Raw genomic sequence first — 20,728 nt, 5'->3', positions numbered from 1 at the left:
CGTGATCGATCCGGCTGCGATCGAGGCCTATGATTTCGGCCGCCCCCAGGATTCCTATACCGCCCGGGACGCGATCCTGTACGCTCTGGGGCTGGGCTTGGGGGCAGACCCGCTTGATCCTGCCGACCTGCGGTTCCTCGACGAGCGGAATCTGGCGGTCCTGCCCAGCTTTGCTGTCACGCGCTGCACTCCCGGCATGTGGATCCGCGATCCGGCGCTGGGTGTCGACTTCGGCAAGCTGGTCCATTCCGCGCAATGGGCCGAATTTCCCGCGCCGATGCCTGCCGGTGCCGCCGTGCGCGGTACGGCGCAGGTTGTTTCGCTGACCGATCGCGGCGAAGGCCGCGGCGCGGTGCTGGTGCTGGAGCGGAGGATCACGGACAGCGCCACGGATGTGCTATATTGTAGGCTGCAACAAACCTTGTTGCTACGCGGCGATGGCGGTTTCGGCGGCCCACCCACCCCGCGCGAGGAAGCCTGGATACCCACGCGTCCTGCCTATGCAGTCCATACGGTCAAGACCTCACCCCGAGCGGCGCTGATCTATCGGCTGTCGGGTGACTGGAACCCGTTGCACGTTGATCCAGAAGTTGCCGCCAGAGCAGGCTTTGCCCGGCCCATCCTTCACGGGCTGGCAAGCTACGGTATCGCTGGCGCTGCCGTATCGCGCGCGCTTGGCCGCGATCCGGCATCCGTTTCGCTGCTCGCCTGCCGGTTCTCAGGCGTGGTCCTGCCGGGTAACGAAGTTGAGTTCCAGGTCTGGGATGAAGCGGACGCTGGCGCCCGTTTCGTTGCCCACGTCGGAACTCGCAAGGTGCTGGACAGTGGAGAGATTGCATGGAGGAACTCATGAGCGGACAACTGGCCCAAACCTTGCGCGCGCAATTGCGCTTGCCGGTGATGGCTGGGCCGATGTTCATCGCTTCAACGGCAGAACTCGTGATCGCTCAGTGCCGCGCCGGGATCATCGGGGCAATGCCGGCGCTCAACCCCCGAACTACTGCCGAGCTGGATGCCGATATCGCCCGCATCCGCGCCGCAGTGGGTGATGCGCCTTATGCGATCAACCTAGTCGCGCACAAAAGCAATTCGCGGCTGGAGGCCGATCTCGAAGTGGTCCTGCGTCACAAAGTTCCGATCGTCGTCCTTGCGCTTGCGGCCAATGCCGATCTGGTGCGGCAGCTGCAGGACAACGGCAGCCTGGTATTTCAGGACGTCGCCCGCGATCGCCACGCCCGCAAATGCGCCGAAATGGGCGTCGATGGCATCATCGCCGTTGGAGCGGGGGCAGGCGGACATACCGGCGATCTTTCCCCCTTCGCCCTGTTGGCGGAAATCCGGGAGTGGTGGGATGGCCTGCTCATCTTGTCCGGCTGCATCGCCACCGGCCGCGCTGTGCTGGCTGCTGAAGTGCTGGGTGCGGACCTCGCCTATATCGGTTCGCCCTTTCTCGCTTCAACCGAGGCTAACACCCAGCCTGGTTTCAAGCGCATGGTGGTCGAAGGATCGTCGAAAGATGTCGTTACCACTAACTGCTTCACCGGGGTTAACGCCAATTTCCTGCGGCCTTCACTGCTTGAGCACGGCCTCGATCCCGACAACCTGCAGCAGCGTGCCGGCGGCGGGATCAACATTGACGGCGGGGGAGACAATGCCAAGGCGTGGAAGGAAATCTGGAGCGCGGGCCAGGGCATTGGCGCGGTAAAGCGCGCTGAACCTGCCACCGACTACATCGACTGGCTGGCTGCAGACTATGAAGCCGCCCGGAAGGCCATGGGAATGGCGGCATTCGAACGGGAGAACGCCTGAGCATGGTTGCTTCGCACTCTCGCAAGGTCATCCTTACGTCGCGGCCGCAAGGTGTAGCGCAGGCGGAGAACTTCGCCATCGTCGAAAGGGAGGACCGCGCTCCGGGTGCGGGTGAGCTGCTGGTCGAAAACCTGTACCTCTCGGTCGAACCGGCGATGCGTGGGTGGATCGCCGACGCGGGGAATTACTCCGATCCGGTTGGAATTGGCCAGGTCATGCGTGCGCTGGCTGTCGGGCGAGTGCTCGCCAGCGGTTCTAGCGACCATGCGGAAGGAGATCTGGTTTGCGGCTGGTTCGGTTGGCAGGAGCGCGCCACCGTGGCGGTCGACAAGGTGATCCGCAAGGTGCCTGAAAACGACCTCTCTCCCTCTCTTGCATTGGGGGTGCTGGGCATTAACGGCGTCACTGCTTATCTTGCGATGACTGGGATTGGTGAGCCGAAACCGGGCGAAACGGTAGTGGTTTCGACGGCGGCGGGCTCCGTCGGTTCGGCAGCCGGACAGGTTGCCAGTATCCTTGGCGCTCGCACAGTCGGCATTACCGGCGGTCCTGCCAAGGTGCGGCAATGTATTGACGAATTCGGTTATGATGCGGCAATCGACTATCGAGCCGAAGGCTTGGCCGAGGCCATTGCGGAAGCGTGTCCGGACGGCGTGAATGTCTATTACGACAATACTGCAGGCGCGATCAGCGATGCCGTCTACCCACAGTTGGCCATTGGTGCACGAGTGGTTGTCTGCGGCACTGCGGCCATCGCGCAGTGGGATCCCTGGCCTCAAGGCCCGCGGATCGAGCGTCACTTGCTGGTGAAGCGCGCGCGTATGCAGGGCTTCGTGATCTTCGATCATATGGATCGCTGGGATGCAGCTGTCGCGCAGCTGTCGGCGTGGATTCGTGACGGGCGGTTGACTTACCGGGAGGATGTGCTCGAGGGCATCGAGGCCTGCCCCGACGCTTTGGCTGGGCTCTACCGCGGCGAGAACATGGGGAAGCGCGTCATCCGGCTCGCCTGCGCCTGATCGCCCAGATCGAGCCAAGAAGGCAAGCGCCTGGCGATTAGCTTACGTTGCGATCATGATCCTGCCAGTAAGGCGCTCGCAGGTCCTTCTTTGAGACCTTGCCGCTGGGGACGAGCGGAAATTCAGTCACGAAATCTACGCTCTTGGGTACTTTGTAACCGGCCAGCTTCGTACGGGCGAAAGCAATCACAGCCGCTTCTTCCAGAGTTGAGCCCGGCTTGAGGATCACGCAGGCCTTCACCGCCTCACCCCATCGTTCGTCCGGTACGCCGATCGCGGCCACTGCGGCGATCTCCTCATGGGTTGAGAGTGCGTTTTCGATCTCGGCGGAATAGATGTTTTCACCGCCGGAGATGATCATGTCCTTAACCCGGTCGACGATGTAATATAGCCCCTCTTCGTCACGCCGCGCCACGTCGCCAGTCTTGTACCAGCCATGGGAGAGAACACTCGCCGTGGTCTCCTGCTGGCGCCAATAGCCTTTGGTTATGGCGGGTGAACGCACGACCAGTTCCCCGGGCTCGCCCACTGGCACTTCCTTGCCTGCGGCATCCAGAATACGGAATTCGATCAGTGGCAGGGGTCGGCCACAGCTTTGAAGTTTGGCCTCATTGGTAAGGTCATGCTCGTCCGGTCGCAGGATCGAGAAAGCCCCGCCTGCCTCTGTCGAACCGTAGAATTGCATGAACTTGCCCGGCATCTGCTTGATTGCCCGCTTGATCAAGCCAAGCGAGATCGCGGAACCTGCGTAGAGCGTTAGCCTGATCGAGGAGAAATCGGTACTCGCCGCATTGGGATGGTCGAGAACCATCTGCAACATGGTAGGCGTTAGCGTGAGCAAGGTTGGCCGGTCGCGCTCGATCGCTTCGCAGATCGCCCCTGGATCGAATTGGCGGATGATCGAGATCGCCACCCCATTGTAGAGGCACTGGTAGCCGATCCCGATCGACAAAAGATGGAAATTGGGCAGGGGATTGATGAAGATGTCGCCTTCATGCCAGTCGAAGGCCGGTTCCAGATGTTCGCACAAGCGCATGTGGTTGAAGCCGCCGTGGGTCAGCATCACGCCTTTGGGGATCCCGGTCGTCCCGGAGGTGTAGAGCTGGATCGCGGTATCATCCTCGCTGATCGTAGCTCGCACAGGTGTCTCTGGCAGGTCGGCGCTGCGTGCTTCGAGCGTCTCATCCGCATCGATCCAGATAACTTTCCCGGTATATCCAGCCTGCGTGGCGGCCGCTTCCCACAGCGAGGCCAGCGACCGTTCCACGATAACCGCCTTGGCATCGCTGTCGGCGATGATCGTGGCCAGTTCAGGCGCTGCAAGGCGCCAGTTGTAAACGGTGAATGCCGCTCCCGTTTTGACCGTGCCAATTAGCGCGAAATAGAAATCCGGGCTGTTGAGGCCGAGGAAACCAACCCGGTCGCCAGAACCGACACCACCTTGGGCCAGTAGTTGAGCGACCCTGTTCGACAGGGCATCGTATTCGCTGAAAGATATGGTTCGGCTACCGTAAACCAGGGCGCGTTTCGTCGGCGTGTGCCGCGCGTGGTAGGTGATGAAGTCACCCAGAGTCCTGACTTCAGGGTAAAGCCACATCGGTTCATCTCCCCTCGAATTTCGCGGAACGCTTCTCCGCAAACGCTGACAACCCTTCGCGCGCATCATGCGTAGCAGCAATTCGCGAAAGGCCTTGTGCTTCCAGCTCGAGCTGGGTCTCAAGCGGCTCGGTTGCGGCACTCAGCATCAGCCGCCGGATTTCGCCGAAGGCGCGGGTTGGCCCTTCCGCAAGCTGGGCGGCGACATGCGCTGCCCGCTCGTTTAGTCGTAGCGGATCGACCACTTCATCGACCAGACCTGCAGAGGCAGCTGCATCAGCCTGCAGGGTTTCGTTGAGGAGCAGGAACTTGCGTGCCTTGCTTAGTCCCATTCGCCTCGACAGCATCACAGAAGTGCCGGCATCGCAGCAAAAGCCGATCTTCGGATAGGCCGCGACAAAGCGCGCCTCCGAGTTTGCGATTACGATGTCCGCTCCCGCCGCGATCCCCACCATGCCGCCCACGCACATTCCCTGGACAGCAACCACGATTGGGGCATCCATGCGCTGGAGCCGCGCCAGACCCACATGCAGGTCGGCGGTCCACCGCGCTATCTGGCTGGGTAGGGTGTCGAGATATTCCACGAACATGGAAACATCGCCGCCCACGGAGAAATTCGGGCCTTCCGCAGTGAGAAGCACCGCCCGCACGCCAGGATCGTGGGCCAGCAAGGTGGCCACCTCGCAAAGCTCGGCACACATCTCTGCATCGACCGGATTTCCTCGCTGGCCCTGGCACAACAACAGCTGGGCGACGCCGTTTTCCTGCGTCAGCCGGATGGATTTGAAGGTTTCTATTGGCATGGTCAGTCAAACAAGAGAACGGCTTTCACCGTCTCACCCTCATGCATATCGTGGAGTGCCTGATTGATGTTGGTCGCCGGATAGGTGCGACACAGCTTTTCCACTGGCAGGCGGCCCGCCCGGTGGTGCGCGATCAACTCGGGTATGAATTGTTCGGGCAGCGAATCCCCTTCCACGATGCCACGGATGGTTCCGCCCAGTGTCAGCAAGGGGATCATCGGTACAGAGAGGGCCGCGTCCAGTGAACCGGGCAGGCCCACCAGCCCGATACGGCCGCGATTGGCGATCATGGCAATGGTCTGGCCGACCACCGGCATGAAGCCGCTGGTGTCCACCACCATATCGGCCCCGCCCGGCAGGATCTCCCGAACCTGCGTTGCAACGTCGCCTTGACCGTCTAGCGTATGGGTTGCCCCAAGTTCGCTGGCGAGGCGGCGGCGCGCTTCCTGCGGCTCGACCGCGATGATGGTGGAGCAGTCGGCGATCTTGCCCGCCATCACTGCGCTTTGTCCGACTGCGCCAGCTCCGATAACGACCAGCGATTCACCTGCCTTTGCGCCAAGCGAAAGGAGCACGGCGCCCGCGCCGGTCTGCACTCCGCAGCCGAGCGGTGCGAGCACGGCTAGATCCGCTTCGTCATCCAGCTTTATGACATTGCGTTCGTTGGCGATCGCGTAGCTGGCGAATGAGGATTGGCCGAAGAAGTTATCGTGCACCATGGTGCCATCTCGGCTGAGGCGGCTTGATCCGTCCTCGCGCACGCACAGCATGTTCTTTTCCATGAAGTGCGCGCAGTAGGCTGGCTCGTTGCGGTCGCAATAGTCGCAGTGGCCACAGGAATTGAAGGTCAGCAGCACCTTGTCGCCGGGGCGCACGCTCGCCACGCCTTCACCAATCTCCTCTACCACCCCGGCGCCCTCGTGGCCCAGAACAGCGGGAAACTGGAGGCCCATCGCACCTGACGCAACCACCAGATCCGTATGGCAGATGCCTACCGCCTTGATGGCGACGCGAATTTCCCCTGCGCGCGGGGCGGCGATCTCAACCTCTTCGATCTCGAACGGCCCATTAGGCTGGTTCAGTGTTGCGGCGATGGCCTTCATGCCGAATCCTCTCCTTTCAAAGCGGTTTAAGCGCTTTCCCGAGTTTGAGATTGACCCATTCCAAAAAAAAGGTCAACCTATTTACTAAAATGTTTTAGCCGCTGCGTATGGCAAGCGGCGGAGCGCACAGAATGCCTAAAAAGAGGAAGTCGATAATGCAGCACTCGCGGGACAGTTTTTACATCGGCGGGGAATGGGTGGAGCCAAGCAGCACCGACGTATTCGAGTTGGTGAACCCCTCAACCGAGGAGGTGATTGGGACGGTACCTGAAGGCAAGAATGATGATATCGATGCTGCTGTTGCCGCAGCGCGCTCCGCTTTTGACGGGGGCATCTGGCCTCACATGGCGCGGGCTGAAAGGGCGCAGATAATGGAGCAATTTCTGAGCTCCGTTGCCAGCCGGGAAGAGCAGATCGCCAGGGCGGTAAGTATACAAAACGGCATGCCGATCGGGATCAGTGCGCAATTGGAAGGCCAGTTCGCGGCCGGCGTGCTCCAATACTACACCGAACTCGCGAAGGCGCCGGCAGAGCCCGACATACGGCCATCACAGATGGGAAAGCAGACGCTGGTCGAGCGCACGCCTTTGGGGGTGGTGGCTGCGATCGTGCCGTGGAATTTCCCTGTAACATTGGCGATGAACAAGATTGCTCCGGCCATGGCAGCCGGGTGCACGGTAGTGATCAAGCCGTCTCCCGGAACCATACTCGACAGCTATTTGTTGGCCGAGGCGGCGGACGAAGCGGGCGTTCCGCCTGGCGTGCTGAACTGGGTGGCAGCCGATCGCGAGGCAGGTGCCTATCTCGTCTCCCACCCGGATGTAGACAAGGTGGCTTTCACCGGCTCGACCGGGGCTGGGCGCAGGATTGCTGCAGCCTGCGGTGAATTGCTGCGCCCGGTCACGCTGGAACTAGGCGGCAAGTCGGCCGCGATTCTGCTGGAAGATGCCGATCTGGGAGCCTTTCTCCAGGCGGTTCCTTTTGCCTCCATGCTCAACAACGGCCAGGCCTGCTACAACGGCACCCGTATCCTTGCTCCCCAGTCTCGATATGATGAAGTAGTTGAGGGTTTGGCCGGTTTCGTTAACTCGTTGACGATCGGTGACGCTCTCGATCCGAACACGCATGTCGGGCCAATGGCCTCACGCGAGCATCGGGACCGAGTGCTCGGCTATATCGAGAAGGGCAAAGGCGAGGCAAAGCTGGTCGCAGGTGGAGGCGTGCCCGCCAGCCTCAACCGCGGCTTCTTTGTCGAACCGACCATCTTCGCCGATGCCAGCAACGATGCCGTGATCGCCCGCGAGGAGATTTTCGGGCCGGTACTGGCGGTCATCCCCTATGATGGCGAAGATGAAGCGATCCGCATTGCCAATGACAGCTGCTATGGCCTTGGCGGATCGGTCTTCAGCACGGATAGTGAGCACGCGCTCTCCGTAGCGCGCCGCGTTGCCAGTGGCACGGTGGGTATCAACGGTTATATGCCCTCGCTTGGCGCACCCTTCGGCGGCATCAAGGCAAGCGGCCTGGGGCGCGAATTCGGGCCTGAAGCGATCGGCGCATATCAAAACACCAAATCCCTATACGTAATGGCCTGATCCGGTGTCCTTGCAGGATAGACCAAACAGGAAAGCAGCCATGCTGTCGGAGCGTTTAAACCTGCGCGATTACGGCGGCTATTCGGCCGTAAACGGCGCGCAAATTATGACCGGTCGCCTCTACCGTTCGGCGGAACTCGACCGCGCGGAGAATGATGCGCTGGCCGGAGTGGAGGGGCTAGGCCTTCGCAGGATTATCGACTTCCGCAACCGACACGAAGTCCCCGCAACACCAACGTCGCAGCCGCCTTTCTCCGGCCTTCGCATCGCAGCTCACGACGATCAGGGTGTTGTCCCGCACGCCATGGAGCGGTTCCTTGGCCTGACCCGGGCATCAGAGGCGCGGGCGGCCATGAGGGAGGTGTATCGCGAGCTGATTTGCGCGCCGCACTTCCTTCGGATGACCGGCAGCTATCTCCATTCCCTCGCCGACGCGGACGGCCCAACCCTGGTGCATTGCGTTGCCGGCAAGGACCGTACCGGGCTGGCGGTGGCGCTGTTTCAGTCGCTCCTGGAGGTTGAACCAGAGGCGATCAAGCGCGAATACTTGCTCACAAATGCGGGCGGGCAAGCCCGGATCGAATATCTCCTGTCGGCGCTATCAGGGCATGCGGCGATGTCGACACTTCCGCAGGACGTTATAACTGAGATGTGCGGCGTGCGAGAGGAGTACCTCGAGGCGGCCTTAGCTGTCATCTCCACCCAGTCTGACGGGACAGCGGATTACCTGCGTCGCCATGCCGGGATCGACGAAGATCTCATTACCCGATTGCGCCGAGCCTATCTCGTCCCGCATGCGCTCAAGCCGAATAGATGACCAATACCCCGGCCAGTACCATCGCGATGCCGATCGTTTCGCGTATGTCGAAGCCTTTGCTGTAGAATAGATAGTCTATCACCACGAGCGCGACGATCCCTACGCCCGACCAAACCGCATAGGCGACGCCCAATGGTACCTCGCGCATCGCGCGGGCAAGGCAAAAAAAGGCGATGCCATAGCCTACGAGCGCTAGGATGGTGGGAGTCAGCCGCGACATCCCGTCGCTAGCTTTCAGCGCAGATGTGGCGGCGACCTCAAACAGGATCGCGATGCTCAGGTAGATCCAGCCAGCACTCACTCGCGATAGCTACTGCATTGCGGATAGGGTTGGAACTGGGCCAGGTGCTGCCGCGCAAAGTCAAGATAGTTCCGGTTCCAGCAGAACTCGCACCAGCCAGTTCCCTCTTCTTCGCCCATCCGTACGCGGATTGCCGATTCCTTGAGCGCGATCATCGGATCGGCGCGAAATTCGAACTTGGCGAAGCGTTCGCATTCGATCAGCGTCGAACGACCCAGGTCGTCATGCACGGTGGCATTGATGACATCGTGGTGCATCTCTTCATCATAGTGGAATTCGTGACTGACGCGGGTTACCTGCGCCATGGCACCATCGCGGAACACGAAGCCGCGCAGATGCACCGCCCCGAACGAGTGCAGCTCGAAAAAATGCACCGCCTGCGTCGGCGTGGTAGCATGAAACCACTTATAGTGCTGGTTCAGCCCCCAGATCCGGTTGCCCCAGGCATGGTCGCGCTGGCCCAGCGTTTCGAAATCGAACGCCTCGCCATCGATTTCCATCTGCCCGCGGATCCAGCCATGCTGTTCAGTGCGATCGTCAGCATAGTATTGTGGACAACCGTCAGGGTGGGCGCTGAAGGGAAAGACCGGATGGAAGGCTTCGAAACGGCAGGCGATCTTCACCCGTTCGCCTTCAAATCTGTAATCGGCGCTGCGGTGGGGCTCATCGATCCTGTAGGTAAGGCCAGCCACTTGCCAGTCATAGAAATCCATCTCGGCCGGAACCGGCTCCGCTTCGAAGCGCTCCTCGATCGCTTCTGGAAGACCCGGGCCGAAGAGGCTGATCGATGCTCCAGCCGTGCCATCGGCATTGATCCAGGGATAGATGAATCCGGCGATCCCGCGCTCGGGCAATTGCAGCATGAGCGCAATCGCTTCACGAGAGTGCGGCTCCGAACGCAATTTGTGACGGTTGTCATGCGCAATATCGAACGCAGGGATCGTGGATTTGATCGATTCGAAAACCATCATTGTTGTCCTGTGTCAGGTGAAGCCTGTGCAAGGCGCGAGAGTTTGCGCGATAGTGTCGTCACGCCGATCACATCGGTAACGTTGCTGAAGCCGACGCGCTTGCCCATGGTCCAGCGGTAGAGGCTCTGGAAGGAAATGAAGCTGGGATAGGCCGAATGCCACGGTGCGGCGGCAATGGCAGCACCCGTCATTTCCCATTTCCGACCGTGCTCGTCAGTCAGCCTGATGACACGATGTATCCCCAGCATGCCAAGACTCTCTGCCTCCACTTCGGCGGCCACGATGGCACAGGATTGACCATCCACCACGGCATAACCGAAGCGGAAAGTGGTATAGACCTGTTGCCCACCGACTATGTCTAGGCTCACCACAAGGTGGAACGCCAGATCGTCACCGAAGGTCATGTGCATCCACGAAACCGGCGCACTGTTCCATTCGGCGCGCGGCCCCCAGCTGCGGTCAAGCCCGTCCACGCAATCGATGGCGAAAGTCTGGCCGTAGAGCGAAATCTCTCCGGTGATCCGGCCGACAAGATCGTAATGCCCCTTTGTCCAGGAATCGCCTGCGCCGGTCGATGCTTCGGGATCATTGTCGAAAACCTGAAGCATGGGGTTCTGCGCGGGGTCGAGCGGATCGAACGGATCCATCAGGCCCTTGAAATCGAGTTCGAACCGGCAAATGTCATCGCGCCCTTCATACCGCATGTAGTAGTCACGAGCATTGTTGCTGCCGCGCACGAACAGACCATTAGACAAGGTAAAATCGGCCATCGTTTCCGGGCATTTCACATGCATGGGCGCGTCGGAATAGTCTGCCGTCCAGGCATTGGCATGGAAGCCCTGGTGAACGTAGATGGATGACAGGCACACTCCGGCGTTGGGGCGGCACAGCACATAGGCATTGCCGCTTATCCGCGCTTCCGGAACGCTGAAGATCAGGAATAGCGTTTCCGCATGGTCGAATGCAGGTGAATCCGCGTGATGGAATTCAAGATCTCGATCGGTGATCATGCCGTCTCCGCCATCACCACGCGGGCGCTGGCAATTCCTCTGGCTTGGGCTCTAGTCCGAAAGGTAACGCCCATTGGCGGTACTGCGCCAACAATTCGCCGCTCGTGTCGAGCACGAGCCGGTCCAGGGCGGCACGATCTTCGCCCTCCGTCCGGCTGGCGAGCGCGGCCACCTCTTCCCGTAGGCGGCGAGTGATCTCGATATAGTTGCCGATGTCGGCCTCCGCATCGCGAAGCGCAGCCTCTCCGTCGCGGACCGCCGCATCGAGTGCGGCATCCTCGCCAGTCATCCGAGCCGCTGCCTCCGCGAGGTCGATGAAATGGCGAAGCTCCATTCGATAATAGCGGCGCGCTTCTGGCAGCCGGGTCTTGACGAAGGAGATCGTGGCCACCGCAAGGTGGAGCTGCTCGACAACGTGTTTTTCGGCCCCCTCGCCAAGCGCCGGCGCAACGACATCGGTGAGCGCACGCAACGCAACCTGGAGCTGGACGTCAAAATCGAGGTTCATCGTACCTCCTCCAGAAAGGCCTCGTGCAGATCGGCGAGGCCTACGTATCCGACCCCCACCACGTAGTTCACCAGCACGTCTTGGTGGGTGCCGCCGATCCGCGAAGCCCGCGCCGAGGCGGCCAGTGTAAGCACGCATAGCAGATAGCGATTGAAGATCTGATAGTATGCCAGCCGCGCGGGGTCGACGGGCAATCCCGATGCCTTTTCATACGCGGCATAGAGATCAGGTTCTGACATCATTCCCGAGGCGAGCAAGGTGCTGTCGTCTTCGGCGAAATGTGAGAATGACGGCATGCCGGCATAAGTCAGATCCTGGTGGCGGTCCCCTAGGGTTGCGCCCTCCCAATCCAGCCAAGCGGTGATCCGCCCGGCATCTTCGTCGAAGAGGAAGTTACCACTCCGATAGTCACCATGCACGATCGAGACATGATCGAGCGGCGGTGCGTTCTGGACCAACCAGCGATACACCACTTCGAGCAACGGCTCCTCTTCCACCCGATCTTCCTCCCACACCCTGCGGTAGGCGTTGACCTGGCGGATCACCGATGCGTTGGATCCGACTTCGGGCCGCTCGAAATGCTCGAGCCCATCCAGACTGGAAACGTCGATGGTGTGAAGGGCAGCGAGCATCCGGACGAAATCAGGTGCCAGCTTTGTCCGCAACTCTGGTCCGAAGTTTTGTCCAAGACCCGATACCTTGCCTGAGTCATAAGATGGCTTGGCGGCGCCGGTGACGAAGTCGTAGATCATCGCCGGGTAGGGAAGATACTTGGCATCGGCGTCGACCCAGTAAGGCTTTGGCGCAGGGATGATCCCTTCTACCGCGCGCAACACCTCGAACTCGCGGTTGCGACTCGATTCGGTCACCGATGCCGCCGGCTCCATGCGCAGGACCATCGTGTCACGCCGCTCGCCGGCCCCGTTTTCGCCGCGCCAGACGAGCTCGAACAGAACCTGCAGCTTTGACGCGCCGCCCGATAACCAACGGGCATTCTCGATCGAGACCGCGCCGCCGACCTCAGATTCTATAAGCGCTTTGCTCCCTTCTACGAGAAGGTCGAGAGTCACGCCCTGATAGCCTGGCCCATGCCGACGCCTCATCTTACGCGAATAGACAGCGTCGTGTTCGGCTTCGACAGGGTATCGAGCGCGAATGCTCGCGATCGTTTCCTCGTCGGGCAAGCGCCGCTGTTTCTCCGTGACGATTTGATATTCGCCAGCTTGGCTCACTCCCCGCTCCTCATTCATAGAGTTCGTCGGCCATCGCCTGGGAAAGTGCATACATCCCGACGAAATCGGCAATGTGACCGTGCCCCACGCCCTGCTTTCCTTCCCAGCGCAGGAGCACTTGATAACCACAGCTCGAAGGATTGAAATTATACCACGGACCTGCGGCGATTGTTGTGCCTCGCGCGGAGTAGACTTCGCCCCGATCGTCCTCGAACCGGGCGTTGGCGCTCGTAACCAGCATCGCGTAGCGTTTGGCGATCAGTTCGCCGGACAGCAGCGGTCGGCGTTCACCATTCACTAGGACGTAACCGTAGCGAAGTCCCCCATAGACCATTGCGCGGTCCTTGAAGTCGATGTCCAACACCATGAAGGCGCGCATCCCTTCGCCAAGGTCGACATGTACCCAGGTCGCGCCCTTGTTGCCCCAATCGTTGCGCGGGCCCCAACTCTTGTTGACCCCTTCCACGCAATTGACCCGATAGGTCTTGTCGCGCAAGCGCAGCGTTCCCTTGACCATGCCCTTGCCTTCCAAATGGCCGTTGTTCCACCCACTGTATCCTTGGACCTTGCTGTCACCGGCTTGCGGCACCTGCGCAGGGTCACGCGCGTCGGTCGGTTCGCAGATCGCAGTGTAATCAAGTTCGAGCGCACAGACTCCGTCGCGCGATTCATAACGCCACTCGTGCTCGCGTTCGTTGTGCGCCTTGAAGCTCAGGCCATTGGAAAGCGTGAAATCCGAATAGTCGTCCGGACAACGCAGATGCATCTGGGCGTCGTTGTGATGGAGTTGCCAGGGATGGAGGCACAAGCCTTGATGGATCTCGACCGAGCAGTGGGTCACGCCGAGATTGGGGCGCGATAGCACGTAAAGATTGCCGCTGATCGCCGCTTCGGGCACCGAGAAGATCTGGAAGATGGTCTCGGTCCAAGTATCGTCGCCTGGATCGCGTTCGTGGAAACGATAATCCTCTGCGGTGATCATCGGGTTGCTCCCCGAGAATCGCCAGCCCGAATGCTGCACCAGCCAATCGTTGGTTTTTCGATCATCCGTCCTCTCCGATCACATCCAGCCGGACGCACCCAACCGATATGCGCAAGCAATATAATAAACAAGTTTATTAGTTTGGCAAGCTATTTTCCGAGATCTCGGCAGCAGCAAGCCGCCCTCGTTGGCTCTGCCGCTGTCGGGCGATGATCCTGATGTCATCGAACTATGCCTGCGTACGCCGCAGTGATCGGCGACTACATCTTCTCTGTTGGCCTCGTTGAGAATGTCGTGGCACGCGCAGGTAGATTCGGCTCTCGATTGCAAGACCGGCCGCACGATATCGTTCGATCAGCGGCTGCAGCGCGCCGAGCATTTGGAGCAGGGGATCGGCATCGCCCGACGCTATCCAGATCGGCGGATCTTTCGGCAAGGCGGCGATCCGTACGGCATCGGCAAGCGTCTCGCCCTGCCCGAACAGTTCCTCCATCGATCCCGACTGAATCGAAAAGCCGCGCAGCGGGTCGGCAGCTTAGCGTTCCACCTCGGCCTGGTTGCGGCTCAAACAATCGAACTCAGTAGGGCCGGGCTCAAACGGAGTGTTCATCGCACCAAATCGGTCAGGCGTTTCCGCGCCCTTGGCCGCCACCACATCGACTGCGGCGGAGCCCGAAAGCACCAGCGCGTCGACAAGATGCGGGTAATCGAGGAGGAAAGCCTGAACAATCACCGAGCCCATCGAGTGTTCGAATAGGCCTAGCGGCACTCGTGGATTTTCCGAACGAGCCGCGCGCACCAAGGTAAGGAGATCGCCCATCATCCCAATCAGCAGAGCCATGACCGCCGCTAGGTCACGCCGGGTTGCGCCGAGCCAAGCAGGCTCAGGTAGGTCAGGCCCGAGACAGTAAGCGGGGTAGTCCGGTTGGCCTCGATCGCGATCTGAAAGGCGACTCTCGCGAGCGGCATCCGGTCGCTTGGCTCGGGTGCTTTACTCAGCACTACTGGCTGCCCGAGATCGACTCGCATTTGTCCCGTCGGCCGACGCAAGCTGCCTAGGTATCCGAGCAACCAGATTGCCGACTTAGGCTTCTTCAGCCGCCCGCGCTGCTCAAGCACATATTCGTCGACATCGTGGATCGGGTCCATGCTGGTGACGAAGGAGGCAATCTGGAGGTTTTCGATCCCTCAATAGTGCGCGGCTTCCAGCACGTACTTGAGCAATCCCTAAGGGGGCGGCATCAGCTTTCCAGGGCGTGAGCGCCTGCCCTAGAACGCCCAAGACATCGGAAAACGATTCTCGAGAAGATAGGCAAGGTGCCGGCAAAGAACGAGTTTATAGACCGGGTTATTCTGGAACGCCCAACGATTGAAGATCGAACCTGAACGGCGACAAGGGAACCCAAGTCCAAAGAAGGCCATGTTGATGCCGCCGATGGTGTGCGGCATCGGCAGATCGTTGTGATAGAAATAGAGCGTCGGCGCCGTGCCGTCGACAAAGGTCTGATGCATGAACAGCACGATCGTGGGAAAGCGACGGAAGGTTTCGCGCATCGCGCCACGTCCGATCCGTCTTGGCGCAGGCCTTGGTAACCCAACCTCATTATGAAGCGATCAAACCGCGCGCAGATCGATCATGAACCGCGTCGGACAGGGGATAAGCCCTCGGCAATACTTTCGGGCCTTCCCTTTCACTTCCGTTTAGGAGCACCCGAGATTGGGGGCCAGATGGCGTATTCGTTCCTGAAGGACCGAAGGCTGCTCTACCCGGCTTTTCACATCGAGAACGAACAGCAATTGGACGGCGCGTAATCGGACAACGGCCATGAAGAGCCTCCTAAGACACCGACCGCCGGCGAGCGCAAGGTGTCGGCGCTGCGCACTAACCGCCGGCCACCTTTTCTCGAAGAACTGCCATCACCATGCCGACTCCATAAATATAAACTAGTTATCTACCTTGGCGATAAAGCTAATGCGGTACCCGGAGGGGTCTCGGGCCGTCGGCCTCGCGCATTGGGTGAAAAGGCCAAGAATGTGGCCTGTTAGCGCGTCTCTCCGACTGGGCGAAATGATAAAGAGGTTGACGAATTTAAGGTCTGCTGTATTCCGAGACTAAAGTCAGGAAGCCATCGCGTAGGCCGGATAGGGGTGCGCGAGTCACGGTGGGAGAGAAAAATTGGATGACTTCAGGCACGCGGTCTACCTCGCGTTGGGCGTCGCAGCGTTTTTCCTGACCTGGCCGCATGCGATCGACTGGATGCGCGATGGTGGAAATATTCTTAACCCGTTAGACTTCTTCGGCGACGCCGTCGTTCACGGGGGAACTGCTGCATTTCTGAGCCTCGACATCCTCTTCATGTGGGTCACATTTATGATCTGGGTCGTTGTGGACGCCGGCAGGATTGGGCTGGGATACAGGTGGGGCATCTTCTTTGTATTCTTTTCCTATGTCGGGGTGTCGCTGGCATTCCCGGTGTATTTGGTTGTGCGCGAAAGATTCATTGATCGTCGCGACCAGTCTTCGGTCTGAGCGGTTGGTCCCGACGCCAATGCGTTTGTAGAGCGGCGCCAGGACGGTGGCATGGAGGAAAAATGATGTACCAAAAGGTAAGCTTGGTTACCAACGCGACGGGTTATGCGGGGCCCGGCGCGACCATGGGGCTGCATGAGGATAAGTGGATTGTCGCCGCCGCTGACCCCTCGTTCGTTGACCCGAACGAGGCGGCCTCTTTCGTCGCCGGGCGTGCCGACCTTCACACATTCTACGAAACGGACCCGCTTGCGCTGGTGGCAGCGGTGCTCAAGCGGTTCGGCAGGATAGACGCTCTGATCTCCAACGACATCGTCCCCGATCCGATCCGGCCGATTGACGGCTCAAGCGCGTCGGAGCTGCGGGAGGTGCTGGAACAAGGCGTTGTATATCCGTTCGAGTTGAGTCAGGCAGTACTGCCCCACATGCGTGAGCGAGGTTCCGGCGCCATTATCTTCGTGACGTCGACGACAGCGCGGTTTCCTATGGCTCAGGTCGGAATTTATGGGGCCGCGCGCGCCGCAGCCACCGGCTATGCGATTTCACTGGGCCAAGCGGTCGGGCCAGAAAACATCCAGGTGAACGTCGTCGGACCCAACTGGATGAAGAACCCGACCTATTTTCCCGATGGCTGGGAAGAATTGATGCCTGGCTTCAAGCCAAAACTCGATAACGAGGTTCCGTTGCGCCGTCTCGGACGACCCGATGAATTGGGTGCGCTTATTGCCCTCCTCGCGAGCCAGAAGGCCATGCCGCTGACAGCCCAGTACATCAACTTCGCGGCAGGGGCATATCCCTGACTCAGAGAGGACAGCCTACGCCGTCCACTCATTCCAAGCCCGGCATATGGCGCCGCCCCCGATCGGAGAGATTGAAATGAACCTTGAGCATGTGACCCGTTGGATCAAATCGTTCAGCCGGAGTGCGGACGAGGCCGTATCGTATTACGCGGAAGATTTCGACTTCGCCGATTATCCGCTCGAGCAGTTCATAAGGAATGACAAGGCCGCTCTGCGCCGGGCATTCCTACCATTTGCCAACCAGGACCCGTCGAGCGGCTTCGGAATTCACGAGTTCTCTGTCGACGAGTACATCGGCAATAAAGACGCGGGTCTTATTCTGTTCAGCTGGAAGGCGACGCACTGCGGCACGTTCTTCGGCCTGCCGGTCAAGGACGACCGCGAGATCGTGACCAATGGCATGACCTATCACATCTACCGCAATGGCAAAATCGCGCGGGAAATCGTGCACAGTGACCAGATTCATGTAGTCCAGCAACTCGGGTATCCAGTTGAAATCGCGCATTTTTGGGAAGATCCGGCTTTCGGGAGATAAGCCCACAGCGCCACATAAAAATAAACCAGTTGACTACTTGATAAACTAGTTTAGCATATTCCTCACGCCGGGCTATAGGGTGTCAATGTGCCCCCCTTGTGACCGGGCTGAAAACGGAGGTTCCGCGCCGGTTCGGTGGTCGGAAATGGGTGGAGGATTTCAAATGAATAAGCGCTTTGTACTTCTCGCCGGAGCTACGGCGATCGTGGCTGCAACTCCAGCATGGGCGCAGGATTCGAACGACACTGTCGTCGATGGGCCGGTAGTTGACGCGACCGAAATGTCGCTCGAGGAACCGGACAAGGTGAGTTCCTCTGACTACGCGGCGGGCGATATTCTCGTCACCGCCCGGCGGCGCGAAGAGTCGCTCCAGCGCACCCCCGTTTCGGTAGGCGTGCTTACATCAGACACTCTTGCCGAGCGTGCAATTGTCTCGGAATCCGATATACAGGTAGCGCTGCCCGGTGTGACCGTCCGCGCCTCGCAGAACTCGAACAACCTCAACTATTCGATTCGCGGTCAATCGCTGGATGTGTTCAGCAATATCCGTCCTGGCGTTCTACCTTATTTTAACGAAGTGCCCATCGCAGGGGGCATCGGCGGTTCGTCGGCATTCTATGATCTTGCCTCGATCCAGGTATTGAAGGGGCCGCAGGGAACACTGTTCGGCCGCAACGCGACAGGCGGTGCGGTACTTCTGACTACCGCAAAGCCAAATTCGGACTTCGGCGGTTATGTGCTGGGCCGACTCGGCAATTACGACCTGCGTTATATCGAGGGTGCGATTAACCTGCCCATCGCGGATACGATCCAGTTACGGTTCGCGGGTGTCCATCACGAGCGGGACGGTTTCCAGCGAAACGTCCATCCTTTCTGTGCCTCGCCGCGTCCCTTATTCCCGATTCCATCCGATCCAGTCGTGGGGCCGGTAACGCCTCCACCAGCGAAGGGATGTCGGGTTGGCGATGTTGATCGCACCGGCGCAAGAGCGACCTTGGCGATCCAGCCAACCGATGGGATCGAAAACACCCTAGTGGTCGATTACCTGAAGTCAGGCGGTTCATCCACCTCTGCTGTCCTCTATAGCCTTGATCCGACTGGAGCGATCCCTCTGATCGCGCTTACTGACGTCACTCCAAGCGGCGCACCGATTTTCGAGGCAATCATCAGCGGCTTCGTGGAGGGCGCCGGTGGCCCACCGAATGCGGGCGCCGGGACCGCCGCGCTCTATCGTTCGCTCACCCCGCACTTGCCCGATGGCGGATTGGCAGAGTTCCTCCCCATCCAGCAGGAGCGCGGGCCATACACGATCGATCTTGACGGACCGCAGGATTACGACGCGGAAAACTGGCTGGTGTCAAACGTCACGACAATCGACGTTGGCGGAGGCGCTCAGATCAAGAACGTATTTGGTTACATCGATACGACGAGCGTTATCTTTAACGATGTCGATGCCGTCCCATTCGGTATCGACAACAATGGCTTCTTCCCAACCAATGCGGCAGGTGAACCTTACGGCCGCATCGACAAGTTCAAGGCTATCTCCAACGAACTGCAAATCCTGGGTGAGGGTTTCAACGGCCAACTGGATTATGTCGCGGGCATCTTCTTCTCCGACGAGGAGTTCACCGCAATAACCGGAAGCGACTTTTTCGATTTCCCGATCATCCGCACGATCCAGATCAATGCGGCGGTGACGTCGAACAAAACCTATGCTGGCTTCGCACAGGGTACGCTTGACCTAAGTGAGATCTCGGGCGTCGAGGGACTCAGCTTCACCGCTGGCGCGAGATACACTGACGAGAAGGTCAATATCCGGTACCTACCGCGTGATCTTTCATTCTCGGATCCGCCAGCTTTGCAGGCGACATACGATCCCGATCAGACACGGAAATTCGGTTCGTGGAGCTGGACCTTGGGTCTCCAGTATCAAATCGATCCGGATACGCTTATTTACGCGGCCACTCGCCGCAGTACCCGGCACGGAGGCTTTAACTACTTCCAGAAACCTGTTCCGGGCTTTGGGGAAGACGGCGGCAATGCGTTCCGTACCGAAAAGGTTACCGATGTTGAGCTGGGTCTGAAAAAACAGGGCTATATCGGCATCCCTTATCGCTTCAACCTCGCTCTTTATCAGAGCTGGATCGACAACGCACAGCGGGTCGCTTACACACTGCGCGGCGGCGCGCCGGTAGCTATCACCGTGAACGTGCCGGGTGCGGAGGTTCGCGGGTTTGAGTTTGACGCGGATCTGTCACCCGCGGACTGGCTGAAATTGGGCGGGCAGGTCAATTACACCGATGCCAAGTTTACGGACGGCCTTGTTTCGGTGGGCGGATCCGCACCGGTTTTGTTCGGGAACTATCCCGATACCCCCGATTGGTCCGGATCCGTCTTTGCCGACGTCAAATTCCCTTTGACCGACACTCTCGACTTTTCTTTTAGGAGCGACGTCTATCACCAAACCCAGGTGTCGACGGCGGCAAAAGGTCCTCGCGATCCGATCACAACTCTGCCGAGTTACACCTTGGTCAACTTCCGCGTGGGGATTGAAAACGACGCGGCAGGCTGGTCAATCGCAGGTGTGCTGCGTAATGCGTTCAAGGAATTGTACTACGTCGGCGGCGTTCCGCTTGGCCAGCTCTTCCAGGTGAACACGGCCGTTCCGGGCGAGCCCCGGACCTTCATGGTCGAGGCGCGTTACAAGTTTTAGCGTGCATTGCGGACAGTCGCAGACTGATACCAGAGGCGGAGGAGGGGGCGATACCACCTCCTCCACCTTCTCATAGACAGACCACGCAGCCTGACAACTGTGCTCATCGATGAGAAAATCGAAGGCTTTTCGGTCTACTGATATAACTGAATCTATCGAGGTTTATGCGCGGCCGGCTTAACATTGCCCGATAATCAACATCCATGTTGCGAGTGCGTTTCCCGAGCGTTCCGTTTGCGCGATTGAAGATGGTGCAACAATTTCATCGGAGCAGATTCCGATAAAGATCGAGATGACGCTTCTACAAGACTGGACCGATGCAGATCTGGGCGAGAAAGCTGCTCCCCGAGTGAAGGTTGCGGCGAGGGACCTCAATCTTATCGTCGGCGAGTAAGATGCCGAGG

General features: G+C 59.6%; 22 protein-coding genes. 9 read left to right on the top strand and 13 right to left on the bottom strand.

Features of this window, described 5'->3' with window-relative positions:
• Position 1 precedes the first annotated feature (1 nt).
• Genes G6N82_RS11735 through G6N82_RS11725 form a run of 3 tightly spaced genes read left to right on the top strand, consistent with a single transcriptional unit; the run spans position 2 to position 2,828 of the window.
• On the top strand, positions 2-853 hold the full coding sequence (locus G6N82_RS11735) for a MaoC/PaaZ C-terminal domain-containing protein (protein ID WP_165196669.1): 852 nt from the start codon (positions 2-4) through the stop codon (positions 851-853).
• Positions 850-1,809, top strand: a complete 960-nt coding sequence (locus G6N82_RS11730) for a nitronate monooxygenase (RefSeq protein ID WP_165196667.1) — start codon at positions 850-852, stop codon at positions 1,807-1,809. Before G6N82_RS11735 ends, G6N82_RS11730 begins: the two co-directional genes overlap by 4 nt.
• Before the next feature lie 2 nt (positions 1,810-1,811).
• Positions 1,812-2,828, top strand: coding sequence for an NADP-dependent oxidoreductase (locus tag G6N82_RS11725; protein ID WP_165196665.1), 1,017 nt, complete (start codon positions 1,812-1,814; stop codon positions 2,826-2,828).
• Positions 2,829-2,865: 37 nt separating this feature from the next.
• Here the strand turns inward: G6N82_RS11725 and G6N82_RS11720 are convergent, their stop codons facing one another.
• Genes G6N82_RS11720 through G6N82_RS11710 form a run of 3 tightly spaced genes read right to left on the bottom strand, consistent with a single transcriptional unit; the run spans position 2,866 to position 6,330 of the window.
• Positions 2,866-4,425: a long-chain-fatty-acid--CoA ligase gene (locus G6N82_RS11720; RefSeq protein ID WP_165196663.1), complete on the bottom strand. Its 1,560-nt coding sequence runs from the start codon at positions 4,423-4,425 to the stop codon at positions 2,866-2,868.
• 4 nt (positions 4,426-4,429) lie between these two features.
• Positions 4,430-5,227 (bottom strand): enoyl-CoA hydratase/isomerase family protein, encoded by a 798-nt coding sequence (locus G6N82_RS11715; RefSeq protein WP_165196661.1) that lies wholly within the window; start codon positions 5,225-5,227, stop codon positions 4,430-4,432.
• A gap of 2 nt (positions 5,228-5,229) precedes the next feature.
• Entirely contained in the window at positions 5,230-6,330 is a 1,101-nt protein-coding gene (locus G6N82_RS11710) for an NAD(P)-dependent alcohol dehydrogenase (protein WP_165196659.1), read from the bottom strand.
• A gap of 155 nt (positions 6,331-6,485) precedes the next feature.
• Here G6N82_RS11710 and G6N82_RS11705 point away from each other — a divergent pair, with 155 nt between their 5' ends.
• Both G6N82_RS11705 and G6N82_RS11700 read left to right on the top strand, forming a co-directional pair.
• Positions 6,486-7,925, top strand: coding sequence for an aldehyde dehydrogenase (locus tag G6N82_RS11705; protein WP_165196657.1), 1,440 nt, complete (start codon positions 6,486-6,488; stop codon positions 7,923-7,925).
• A gap of 40 nt (positions 7,926-7,965) precedes the next feature.
• The gene (locus tag G6N82_RS11700; protein WP_165196655.1) at positions 7,966-8,742 is read left to right on the top strand and encodes a tyrosine-protein phosphatase; all 777 of its coding nucleotides are present in this window, start codon (positions 7,966-7,968) and stop codon (positions 8,740-8,742) included.
• Here G6N82_RS11700 and G6N82_RS11695 read toward each other — a convergent pair.
• The 10 genes from G6N82_RS11695 to G6N82_RS11650 form a co-directional block, all read right to left on the bottom strand.
• A complete protein-coding gene (locus G6N82_RS11695) occupies positions 8,726-9,043 on the bottom strand; it encodes a multidrug efflux SMR transporter (protein ID WP_165196653.1) in 318 nt (105 codons plus the stop codon). The two genes, G6N82_RS11700 and G6N82_RS11695, sit on opposite strands and share 17 nt — an antisense overlap.
• Positions 9,040-10,014, bottom strand: a complete 975-nt coding sequence (locus G6N82_RS11690; protein WP_165196651.1) for a hypothetical protein — start codon at positions 10,012-10,014, stop codon at positions 9,040-9,042. Before G6N82_RS11690 ends, G6N82_RS11695 begins: the two co-directional genes overlap by 4 nt.
• Positions 10,011-11,024, bottom strand: a complete 1,014-nt coding sequence (locus tag G6N82_RS11685; protein ID WP_165196649.1) for a hypothetical protein — start codon at positions 11,022-11,024, stop codon at positions 10,011-10,013. Before G6N82_RS11685 ends, G6N82_RS11690 begins: the two co-directional genes overlap by 4 nt.
• A 13-nt stretch (positions 11,025-11,037) precedes the next feature.
• Entirely contained in the window at positions 11,038-11,532 is a 495-nt protein-coding gene (locus tag G6N82_RS11680) for a hypothetical protein (RefSeq protein WP_165196647.1), read from the bottom strand.
• Positions 11,529-12,764, bottom strand: a complete 1,236-nt coding sequence (locus G6N82_RS11675; protein ID WP_206520180.1) for a phosphotransferase family protein — start codon at positions 12,762-12,764, stop codon at positions 11,529-11,531. The genes G6N82_RS11680 and G6N82_RS11675 overlap by 4 nt, the downstream gene beginning before the upstream one ends.
• Positions 12,765-12,774: 10 nt before the next feature.
• The gene (locus G6N82_RS11670; RefSeq protein WP_165196643.1) at positions 12,775-13,746 is read right to left on the bottom strand and encodes a hypothetical protein; all 972 of its coding nucleotides are present in this window, start codon (positions 13,744-13,746) and stop codon (positions 12,775-12,777) included.
• Between the two features lie 229 nt (positions 13,747-13,975).
• A complete protein-coding gene (locus tag G6N82_RS11665) occupies positions 13,976-14,239 on the bottom strand; it encodes a hypothetical protein (RefSeq protein WP_165196641.1) in 264 nt (87 codons plus the stop codon).
• Positions 14,240-14,281: 42 nt separating this feature from the next.
• A complete protein-coding gene (locus G6N82_RS11660) occupies positions 14,282-14,587 on the bottom strand; it encodes an alpha/beta hydrolase (protein ID WP_165196639.1) in 306 nt (101 codons plus the stop codon).
• An 8-nt stretch (positions 14,588-14,595) separates the two neighbouring features.
• Entirely contained in the window at positions 14,596-14,895 is a 300-nt protein-coding gene (locus tag G6N82_RS15045) for a hypothetical protein (RefSeq protein WP_165196637.1), read from the bottom strand.
• A gap of 120 nt (positions 14,896-15,015) precedes the next feature.
• Positions 15,016-15,300 (bottom strand): hypothetical protein, encoded by a 285-nt coding sequence (locus G6N82_RS11650; protein ID WP_165196635.1) that lies wholly within the window; start codon positions 15,298-15,300, stop codon positions 15,016-15,018.
• Positions 15,301-15,922: 622 nt separating this feature from the next.
• Between G6N82_RS11650 and G6N82_RS11645 the strand changes: the two genes are divergently transcribed.
• From G6N82_RS11645 to G6N82_RS11630, 4 genes are all read left to right on the top strand, one after another.
• The gene (locus G6N82_RS11645) at positions 15,923-16,276 is read left to right on the top strand and encodes a DUF2834 domain-containing protein (RefSeq protein ID WP_165196633.1); all 354 of its coding nucleotides are present in this window, start codon (positions 15,923-15,925) and stop codon (positions 16,274-16,276) included.
• Between the two features lie 62 nt (positions 16,277-16,338).
• A complete protein-coding gene (locus G6N82_RS11640; RefSeq protein ID WP_165196631.1) occupies positions 16,339-17,076 on the top strand; it encodes an SDR family oxidoreductase in 738 nt (245 codons plus the stop codon).
• 46 nt (positions 17,077-17,122) lie between these two features.
• On the top strand, positions 17,123-17,611 hold the full coding sequence (locus tag G6N82_RS11635; protein ID WP_206520177.1) for a nuclear transport factor 2 family protein: 489 nt from the start codon (positions 17,123-17,125) through the stop codon (positions 17,609-17,611).
• 163 nt (positions 17,612-17,774) lie between these two features.
• Positions 17,775-20,324, top strand: a complete 2,550-nt coding sequence (locus G6N82_RS11630) for a TonB-dependent receptor plug domain-containing protein (RefSeq protein ID WP_165196627.1) — start codon at positions 17,775-17,777, stop codon at positions 20,322-20,324.
• Positions 20,325-20,728 lie beyond the last annotated feature (404 nt).

Origin of the sequence: Altererythrobacter sp. BO-6 (assembly GCF_011047315.1) — a bacterium.
In the GTDB taxonomy this organism is placed as follows: Bacteria; Pseudomonadota; Alphaproteobacteria; order Sphingomonadales; family Sphingomonadaceae; genus Erythrobacter.
Note: the sequence above shows the minus strand (reverse complement) of the source record. Positions and strands in the feature narration are given on the sequence as shown.

Bases quoted from the DNA above. Each gene is read 5' to 3' on its own strand.
- G6N82_RS11730 (WP_165196667.1), top strand. From the start codon at position 850: ATGAGCGGACAACTGGCCCAAACCTTGCGCGCGCAATTGCGCTTGCCG.
- G6N82_RS11725 (WP_165196665.1), top strand. From the start codon at position 1,812: ATGGTTGCTTCGCACTCTCGCAAGGTCATCCTTACGTCGCGGCCGCAA.
- G6N82_RS11720 (WP_165196663.1), bottom strand. From the start codon at position 4,425: ATGTGGCTTTACCCTGAAGTCAGGACTCTGGGTGACTTCATCACCTAC.
- G6N82_RS11715 (WP_165196661.1), bottom strand. From the start codon at position 5,227: ATGCCAATAGAAACCTTCAAATCCATCCGGCTGACGCAGGAAAACGGC.
- G6N82_RS11710 (WP_165196659.1), bottom strand. From the start codon at position 6,330: ATGAAGGCCATCGCCGCAACACTGAACCAGCCTAATGGGCCGTTCGAG.
- G6N82_RS11705 (WP_165196657.1), top strand. From the start codon at position 6,486: ATGCAGCACTCGCGGGACAGTTTTTACATCGGCGGGGAATGGGTGGAG.
- G6N82_RS11700 (WP_165196655.1), top strand. From the start codon at position 7,966: ATGCTGTCGGAGCGTTTAAACCTGCGCGATTACGGCGGCTATTCGGCC.
- G6N82_RS11690 (WP_165196651.1), bottom strand. From the start codon at position 10,014: ATGATGGTTTTCGAATCGATCAAATCCACGATCCCTGCGTTCGATATT.
- G6N82_RS11685 (WP_165196649.1), bottom strand. From the start codon at position 11,024: ATGATCACCGATCGAGATCTTGAATTCCATCACGCGGATTCACCTGCA.
- G6N82_RS11680 (WP_165196647.1), bottom strand. From the start codon at position 11,532: ATGAACCTCGATTTTGACGTCCAGCTCCAGGTTGCGTTGCGTGCGCTC.
- G6N82_RS11670 (WP_165196643.1), bottom strand. From the start codon at position 13,746: ATGATCACCGCAGAGGATTATCGTTTCCACGAACGCGATCCAGGCGAC.
- G6N82_RS11665 (WP_165196641.1), bottom strand. From the start codon at position 14,239: ATGGAGGAACTGTTCGGGCAGGGCGAGACGCTTGCCGATGCCGTACGG.
- G6N82_RS11660 (WP_165196639.1), bottom strand. From the start codon at position 14,587: ATGGCTCTGCTGATTGGGATGATGGGCGATCTCCTTACCTTGGTGCGC.
- G6N82_RS15045 (WP_165196637.1), bottom strand. From the start codon at position 14,895: ATGGACCCGATCCACGATGTCGACGAATATGTGCTTGAGCAGCGCGGG.
- G6N82_RS11650 (WP_165196635.1), bottom strand. From the start codon at position 15,300: ATGCGCGAAACCTTCCGTCGCTTTCCCACGATCGTGCTGTTCATGCAT.
- G6N82_RS11640 (WP_165196631.1), top strand. From the start codon at position 16,339: ATGATGTACCAAAAGGTAAGCTTGGTTACCAACGCGACGGGTTATGCG.
- G6N82_RS11635 (WP_206520177.1), top strand. From the start codon at position 17,123: ATGGCGCCGCCCCCGATCGGAGAGATTGAAATGAACCTTGAGCATGTG.
- G6N82_RS11630 (WP_165196627.1), top strand. From the start codon at position 17,775: ATGAATAAGCGCTTTGTACTTCTCGCCGGAGCTACGGCGATCGTGGCT.